This is a genomic window from Corallococcus sp. CA047B (assembly GCF_003612065.1).
Lineage (GTDB): Bacteria > Myxococcota > Myxococcia > Myxococcales > Myxococcaceae > Corallococcus > Corallococcus praedator.
On the sequence record NZ_RAWD01000419.1, the window covers coordinates 1 to 6,842 of the forward strand.

The following is a 6,842-nucleotide window of genomic DNA, read 5'->3' on the forward strand; positions in this document are numbered from 1 at the left end:
TATAAGAGACAGGTCCCCCGTCCCCGGAACTTCCGGCGCTCCATCCTCTGGGCGGGCGTCGTCGTGGCGTCACTTGGACTCGCCGCGGTGACGGCCCGGGAACTGGCCGGGGGCCGCTCCGCCCCACCGCCGAAGCTGGGCGCCCTGCCAGACTTCACCTTCACCCGGCAGGACGGGCAGCCCTTTGGCCTGAAGCAGCTCCACGGCCGCCCCTTCGTCGCCAACTTCATCTTCACCCGCTGCCCCACCGTGTGCCCCGTCTTCACCCAGAAGATGGCGCGCCTGCAGGAGCACACCGCGAAGCTCGGGCCCCGGCTCCAGCTGGTGTCCTTCTCCGTGGACCCCGCCTACGACACCCCGGAGAAACTCTCCGAGTACGGCCAGAAGTACCGCGCCGACTTCACCCGCTGGAACTTCCTCACCGGCGACTACGGCCAGTTGAAGAACACCATCGTCCAGGGTTTCAAGATCAGCATGGGCCGCGAACCCGGCGCCGCCGAGGACGACCTGCTCTCCATCTTCCACGGCACCCACTTCGTCCTGGTGGATGGCGCCGGGGAGATCCGCGGCTACTACGACAGCGCGGATCCCGAAGCCACCGAGCGCCTCGAAGCGGACGCGCACCGCCTCGCCCGCGACGAAGGCTGATCCGCCCCACACCTGGGGTGCCCCCCGGTCGCGCCCCACCCCAATCCCTCTCGGTTTGTGATTGTCCGAGAAGAGAAACGGGCCGGTCCCCCGCCGCGAAGGAGGGGACCGGCCCGGAGCGTGGCCCGCAAAGCCGAAAGGCCGGCCCCCACCTCGCGGTGAGCACCGGCCTCCGGACTGAGCGTCACGCCAACTTCAGCGTGAAACTTAGTTGATGAGCGCAGCCTGCGCGTGGGCGAACAGGTTCTGCACGTTCTGCTGCGCGGGCTGGGAGGCCAGCGCGCCGACCTTGTCCGCGCCGTCCTTCACCGTCGTCGCGATGTCCGCGATGGACTTCACGGTCGGGGCGAACTTGGTCAGCTGGGACAGACCGGCCAGGGGGCCCTTGGAGAGCAGGGACGCGCCGGAGTCGATGAACTTGTCGACGAACGGCTTCGCCAGCTTGCCCAGGCCGAACGGGAGCTTGTCCAGGAGGCCGCCCGCCAGACCCTTCAGGCCGCCCGTGATGGCGCCCATCGGGTTCTGCACGAAGCTGAGGGCCTTGCCCGCGATGTTCGCGACGCCGCCGGCAACCTTGCTAACCGTCTTCGCAACGCTGCTGACAATCTTGCCGATGCCGCCCATGGTAATACCCCCTGCTTAAGTCTGGTTTGGAGAGTGTGCGCCGAAGTGAAGCTACAAAAGGATTCTCGGAGGGAGGAGGAAAAGGTTTCCTCCTGAATTTCCGATCGAATTTCACGGGGGATGCGGGCTGCCGATTTCAGCCCCGCGGTCCGCCGCCACCCTTCTTCATCTGCTCCAGCAGCTCCTGGCGCTTCGCCTCGTCCTGGGGGGCCTTGGCGGTGTCGCCCGTGGGGTTCAGGCTCGGCTTGCCGGCCGCGTCCCCCTTGGAGGCCTCGAACTCCGACTTCGCGAAGGGGTTGCCCTGGCCGGGCAGCTCACCCTTGGCGCCGGCGACCAGGAACTCGCCGACCTCTTCCACCGTGTGCACGGGGAAGCCGTTCGCCTTGAGCTCCTCGTCGGACACGACGTTGAGCATGGGCTCCTTGTCCTTGTCCTGGGCGTACTCGAGCACCAGCTCGACGTAGTCCTCCAGCTTCATGCCCACCGCGTCCGCGATGCGCTTCGTCTCGGGATCCTTGAGCAGCTCCGCGCGGACGACTTCCACGGGACGGGACAGACCGCGCTTCTTGCCAGGGCTTTGCTGGGTCATGTGATTTCGCTCCAAAAAGGAGGGGAGATGAGGACGGAACGACTCTAGCCCATCTTTCCAGTACTACCCATTCCCCGGCCCTGGACGTCCCCCACCCCCTGTGACAAGCCCTTCGTGCCGGGGCTCCCACGTGCCTGGCCGCTGCTCCAGCCGAGGGCCGTGACTACCTTGGGCCCAATCGAACAGGCCCCTTCCCGATGAAAAGAGGCTGCGGATGGCGACGTCGAAGCGTGGGTTGGTGGAGCAGGTGAAGCGCGCGGTGGCCCGGGTGGGCACGCGAGGGGCGCGGGCGCTGGTGGAGACGGCGCTCGGGACGGCCTCGGCGACGGTCCGGACGGTGGACACCCTCCAGGCGAAGCTGGGCAGGAAGGTCTCTCCCTCGCGCCGCAAGGCCACGACGGTCCGGAAGGTGGAGGCGGCGCAGCCCACCCCCTCCACGCGCAAGGCGGCTCCCGCGCGAAAGGCGGCTCCCGTGCGCAAGGCGGCGGTCCGCAAGACGGGAAGCAAGGTCGTGGCGGCGCCCGCCGCGGCGAAGCGCCGCACCGCGAAGAAGGGCCCGGCGGTGAAGACGTCCGCGCCCCGGGCGAAGCGGGCCGCCGTGAAGACGGCCGCGAAGCCTTCGCGCCGCAAGTAGCCGCGAAGGCGTTGGAGGCGCCCCGGAGCCCGGTTCAGCGGACCGCGTTGCGGGGCGCGCTCTTGCGCGGGGACGGCGGGACCTTGCGCTTGGGCACGGTGCGGGTGACGGAGCCGGGACGCCGGGCGACGGCGGCCGCGCGCTCCTGCTCCTCGGCGGCCTTCAGCGCCGCGGTGCGCTCGGCGAGCTGTTCCGCCTGCTGCGCCCAGCGCCGCTTGAGGACGTCGCGCAGGCCGTCGGTCTGCAGGTCCACCTGCGCCTGGTGGAGCCGGTAGTGCAGGTCCTCGCGCAGCGTGCCGCGCCCCAGGGCCGCGCTCGCCGTGCCCGACACGCCCACCACCACCTTGGGCCGCTCCTCCTGCATCTGCAGGCAGCGCAGGATGAGCCCCTGGGCGTCCAGCGGCAGCTTCGCCACGTCCGCGATGAACAGCACGCCGTTGGGCTGCCGCAGCGCCCCCGCCAGCTCCGCCGCCTGACGCACCTCCGTGAGGGGGACGCCGAAGTGGAGCGCGGCTTCCTCCGCCCACGCCCTGCGCTCGTCCTCCGTACCTCCGTGGATGAGCAGCGATGCACGGTTGGAGACGAGGTCTTCTTCTCGATAGCCTCGAAGAGCCACGGATGCCCTACCCTTCTGGGAAAACGGGTCCTCGCAAAGTCTAACGCCCTCACGGGTCGCCTGTTCAATCCCTTACTTGGGAGAAATGAGCACGGACCTGTTTCGCGAGGAGCGGAAACCTGGACATCCGTTCATCGGACAAGGGGACCGCGCGGCCTTCCCTCCGGCATCCCCGTACGGTGTACGGCCCCGACTCAGGCGGTGGGCACCACCATCACCGGGCGGCGGCAGCGGACCACCAGCTCGTGCGCCACCGCGCCCTCCAGCGCGTCCGGCACGATTTCGTGACGCTCGGACGTGCCCACGCACACCAGGTCCACGCCCTCGCGCTCCGTGGCCTGGCAGATGGCGAGCGCGACGTCCTCTCCGCTGACGCCCTCCACGCTCCAGTGCACCGACAGGGCGACGGCGTCCCGGGGCACCTGGTCCCAGAGCCGGGCGAGCACCGCGTCCCTTTCGCTCGCGGGCTCCGGGAGCACCCCGTGGAAGTCCCGGGGGCCCCGCTCGCGGCCCCGCAGGCGGTGCACGTGCAGCAGGTGCACGCGGCCGCCCGGGCCTACCAGCGTGCACGCCTGCGCGATGGCCTGCCCGGAGGCGGGGGTGAAGTCCACCGGCACCAGCGCGCTCCTGGGCGGAGGCAGCCGGCGCGGCTCGCGCAGCATGGGCGGCACGCACGCCACTGAACGCTCCGCGTGGCGCAGCACGCCCTCCGACACGGAGCCGTGCCACAGCCGCTGCACCCCGCCGCGCAGGTGCATGCCCACCACCGTCAGGTCCACGCCCTGCGCGTGGGCCACGTGCAGCAGGTGGTCCGCCGGGCGGCCGTAGCCGGGCTCCAGCACCACCTCCACGCGGCCCTCGCCCTCCAGGTCGCCCAGGCGCTCGCGCACCTCGCGGTGCAACACCCGCTCCACCAGGGGGTCCAGCGACTCGATGTCGCGCTGCTGGGGGCCCAGCAGTTCCACGTGCACCGGCGTGTGGATGCCCAGCCGCTGGCGCTCCTCCGCGGGCGAACACACGTAGGTGGCCAGCACGTCGCAGCCGCCCATGCGCCGAAGTTCACGCAGGAAGGTGAGCGCCGCGTCGGACGTGGAGGAGCGGGGATTTACCCCCACCAGCACGGTCAGCCGGCGACGGCCCCGGGCCCAGTCCAGCAGCGCCGTGTCCTTTCGCACCACCAGCACCGGGGCGCAGCCGTGACGGGCCAGGCGTTCGGGCAGGGACGTCTTGCGCCAGGCGGACGTGCGCCAGCCCTCCGCGGCCACCACCACCAGCCGGGCGCTGCGGCACTCCTCGTCCCCCAGCAGCGTCTCCACGGAGGCGCCCCGCTGCATCCGGGGCTGCACGGTGCCCGCCAGGGCCCGGAGGCGGGCGGACTCCGCCGCGAGGCAGGCCTCCACGTCGGACGGGGCGCCCGGGGCCTCCGCGTCAGGGACCTCGTCGTCCACGCCCAAGAGGAGCAGGGGCTCGCCCAGTCGCCCGGCGAGCGTCGCCGCCACGGTCGCCGCGTGGGCGGCTTCGGCGGACAGGTTCGTTGCGCAGATGATGGCCATGGCGGACCCCCTGGAGGAAGCGATGCCCGCTGGGCTTCCCTGCCGGAAGATGCGCACGCCTTCTGCCCGGTGGCGGCCCGGCCCTCATGCCGGCCTGCCTGCCCTTCAGGAACCGGGGCCGGGTGGCTTGCGCGTCCCTACTTGCGCAGCAGTTCCTGGTGCCCGTCGTGGTTGGTGTGGTCCTGGTCCTCGCCCACGCCACCGCGCCCGTTCTCCCGGCCGAAGGTGGCCAGGAACACGCCCTGCGAGTTGCTCGCGTACTGGTATGCCCGCCCCCAGGGATCCAACGGCACCGCGGGCAGGTACTGGGGCACGAGCATCGCGTCCAGCTTGCCCTCCTCCGGCAACCGGCCCTGGTGCTCACCCCGGTAGCGCTCCAGCGCGTCCAGGATGACGGCGAAGTCGGCGTGGATGCGGTGGGCCTGTTCGTTGTCGCGGCGGTGGAAGGCGGTGAGCACCACCGCCAGGATGAGTCCCACGGCGAACACCACCGCCACCCAGGGCAGCGGAGAACGGCGGGACTTCTCGGAGGCGTCGGGGGCGTGGGACGAGGCAGCGGCCATGGCGCGCCCACCCTACCGCTCCCGGCCGCGCCGGTCATGAATCGACTTCGACGAAGGGACGCGGCGTCAGAGGGCCCGGTACAGCGGCACCGGCTGCTGCTTGCCCTTCAGGCGCACCGGGGGCAGGTCCTCGAAGGCCGTCTCGTTCGCGTTCACCAGCTCGCGCGTGCGCTCGCCCACCAGGATTTCCCCGGGCCCGGCCAGCGCGCACAGCCGCGCGGCCACGTTCACCGCGTCGCCGATGCAGGTGTACTCGGCCCTCAGCGCGCTGCCGATGTTCCCGGACACCACCACGCCCGAGTTGAGCCCCACGCCCAGCTCCAGCACCAGGGGCCGGCCCTCGCGGCCGTGGGCCACCCATTCGGACTCCGCCACCGCGCGCAGCTCCACGAAGGCCTCCATCATCATCTTCGCGCACTGCAGGCCCCGGAGCGCGTCGTCCGAGCGCCCCACCGGCGCGCCGAACACCGCCATCAGCCCGTCGCCCAGGAACTTGTCCAGCGTGCCGCCGCAGGTGAGCACCGCGTCCGACAGCCGGCCCAGCACCTGGTTGAGCACCGCCACCACCTGCTCGGGCGGAAGGCTCTCCGCCAGGCCCGTGAAGTTGCGGATGTCCGCGAACAGCACCGTCACCTCGCGCTTCTCACCGGCGAGCACCGCCGCGTCCGCGCTCTTGAGGATCTCTTCCACCACCGCATCGGAGGTGTAGCGCGCGAACAGCTTGCGCATGCGCTCCGTCTCGCCCGTGCGGCGCACCACGCTCTCGATGCGCGCCGCCAGCTCGTCCATGGACGCGGACTTGTTCACGTAGTCGTCCGCGCCCGCGCGCAGGCCCCGCACGCGCTCCGCCTCCCGGTCGTTCGCGGTGAGCACGATGATGGGGATGGCGCTGCGAGGGCCTTCCTTCAGCCGCCGGCACAGCTCCACGCCGTCCAGCCCCGGCATCTCCAGGTCGCTCAGCACGATGGCCGGTTGCAGCCGGCTCATGCCCTCCAGCGCCTCGTAGGGGTCCTGGAAGCAGAGGACTTCGTAGCCCAGGGCCACCAGCCCCTCCTGCACGAACGCGCACGCGAGCGGGCTGTCGTCCACCACCACCACGCGGCGGCGGCCCTCCATCGCGGGCCGGGGCAGGTCCTGCCGTCCGGCGATGCGGTTCTGGAGGCCCAGCGCTTCGTAGATCTGCTTGTACGTGCAGTGGCCCTGCTCGACGAGGATCTCCCCCAGCCGACGGCCGTCGCGGCGCTGCCGCGTCAGCGATTCGCCCAGCTGCGCGAGCGTCACGTACTTGAGCCCCACCAGCAGCTCACCCAGCGGCGGCTGAGCGGGTCCCTTCTCCTGGTTCAATCCCAACGCCTCCCCCAACGCGTCTTGAATCTGCTCGCGCGACACGTAGCCCAGGGAGATGAGGGCCTCGCCCACGCGCTGGCCGGTGAGGGCCTGCAACGCGAGCGCTTCCTGCACCTGCCCCGGCGAAACCACGCCCAGCTTGAGCAACAGGTCACCGAAGAGGGGGTTTGAAGCACTCATGCGGCAACCTCCACCCCCAGACCACCACGCCCCGGGGCGAGACACGGACGGCTCGGCGCACGCCCTGTCCCACAGTGTAGCCCAACCC

General features: G+C 71.1%; 8 protein-coding genes. 2 read left to right on the forward strand and 6 right to left on the reverse strand.

Going from position 1 to position 6,842, the window contains the following annotated elements:
• Positions 1–648 (forward strand): SCO family protein (locus tag D7X74_RS37575; protein WP_370450851.1); only part of this gene is annotated, 648 nt, incomplete at its 5' end.
• 207 nt (positions 649–855) lie between these two features.
• Here D7X74_RS37575 and D7X74_RS37580 read toward each other — a convergent pair.
• Positions 856–1,272 carry a hypothetical protein gene (locus tag D7X74_RS37580; RefSeq protein ID WP_120537795.1) on the reverse strand — a complete coding sequence of 139 codons (417 nt, stop codon included), beginning with the start codon at positions 1,270–1,272 and terminating at the stop codon, positions 856–858.
• A 136-nt stretch (positions 1,273–1,408) separates the two neighbouring features.
• Entirely contained in the window at positions 1,409–1,861 is a 453-nt protein-coding gene (locus D7X74_RS37585) for a hypothetical protein (protein WP_120537796.1), read from the reverse strand.
• A gap of 214 nt (positions 1,862–2,075) precedes the next feature.
• Between D7X74_RS37585 and D7X74_RS37590 the strand changes: the two genes are divergently transcribed.
• Entirely contained in the window at positions 2,076–2,495 is a 420-nt protein-coding gene (locus D7X74_RS37590; RefSeq protein ID WP_199741990.1) for a hypothetical protein, read from the forward strand.
• 34 nt (positions 2,496–2,529) lie between these two features.
• Here the strand turns inward: D7X74_RS37590 and D7X74_RS37595 are convergent, their stop codons facing one another.
• The 4 genes from D7X74_RS37595 to D7X74_RS37610 form a co-directional block, all read right to left on the reverse strand.
• On the reverse strand, positions 2,530–3,111 hold the full coding sequence (locus D7X74_RS37595) for a sigma 54-interacting transcriptional regulator (RefSeq protein ID WP_120537797.1): 582 nt from the start codon (positions 3,109–3,111) through the stop codon (positions 2,530–2,532).
• Between the two features lie 194 nt (positions 3,112–3,305).
• The gene (locus D7X74_RS37600; RefSeq protein WP_120537798.1) at positions 3,306–4,664 is read right to left on the reverse strand and encodes a universal stress protein; all 1,359 of its coding nucleotides are present in this window, start codon (positions 4,662–4,664) and stop codon (positions 3,306–3,308) included.
• A 137-nt stretch (positions 4,665–4,801) separates the two neighbouring features.
• On the reverse strand, positions 4,802–5,227 hold the full coding sequence (locus D7X74_RS37605) for a type II secretion system protein GspG (protein ID WP_120537799.1): 426 nt from the start codon (positions 5,225–5,227) through the stop codon (positions 4,802–4,804).
• A 66-nt stretch (positions 5,228–5,293) separates the two neighbouring features.
• Positions 5,294–6,754 (reverse strand): adenylate/guanylate cyclase domain-containing protein, encoded by a 1,461-nt coding sequence (locus D7X74_RS37610; RefSeq protein WP_120537800.1) that lies wholly within the window; start codon positions 6,752–6,754, stop codon positions 5,294–5,296.
• Positions 6,755–6,842 lie beyond the last annotated feature (88 nt).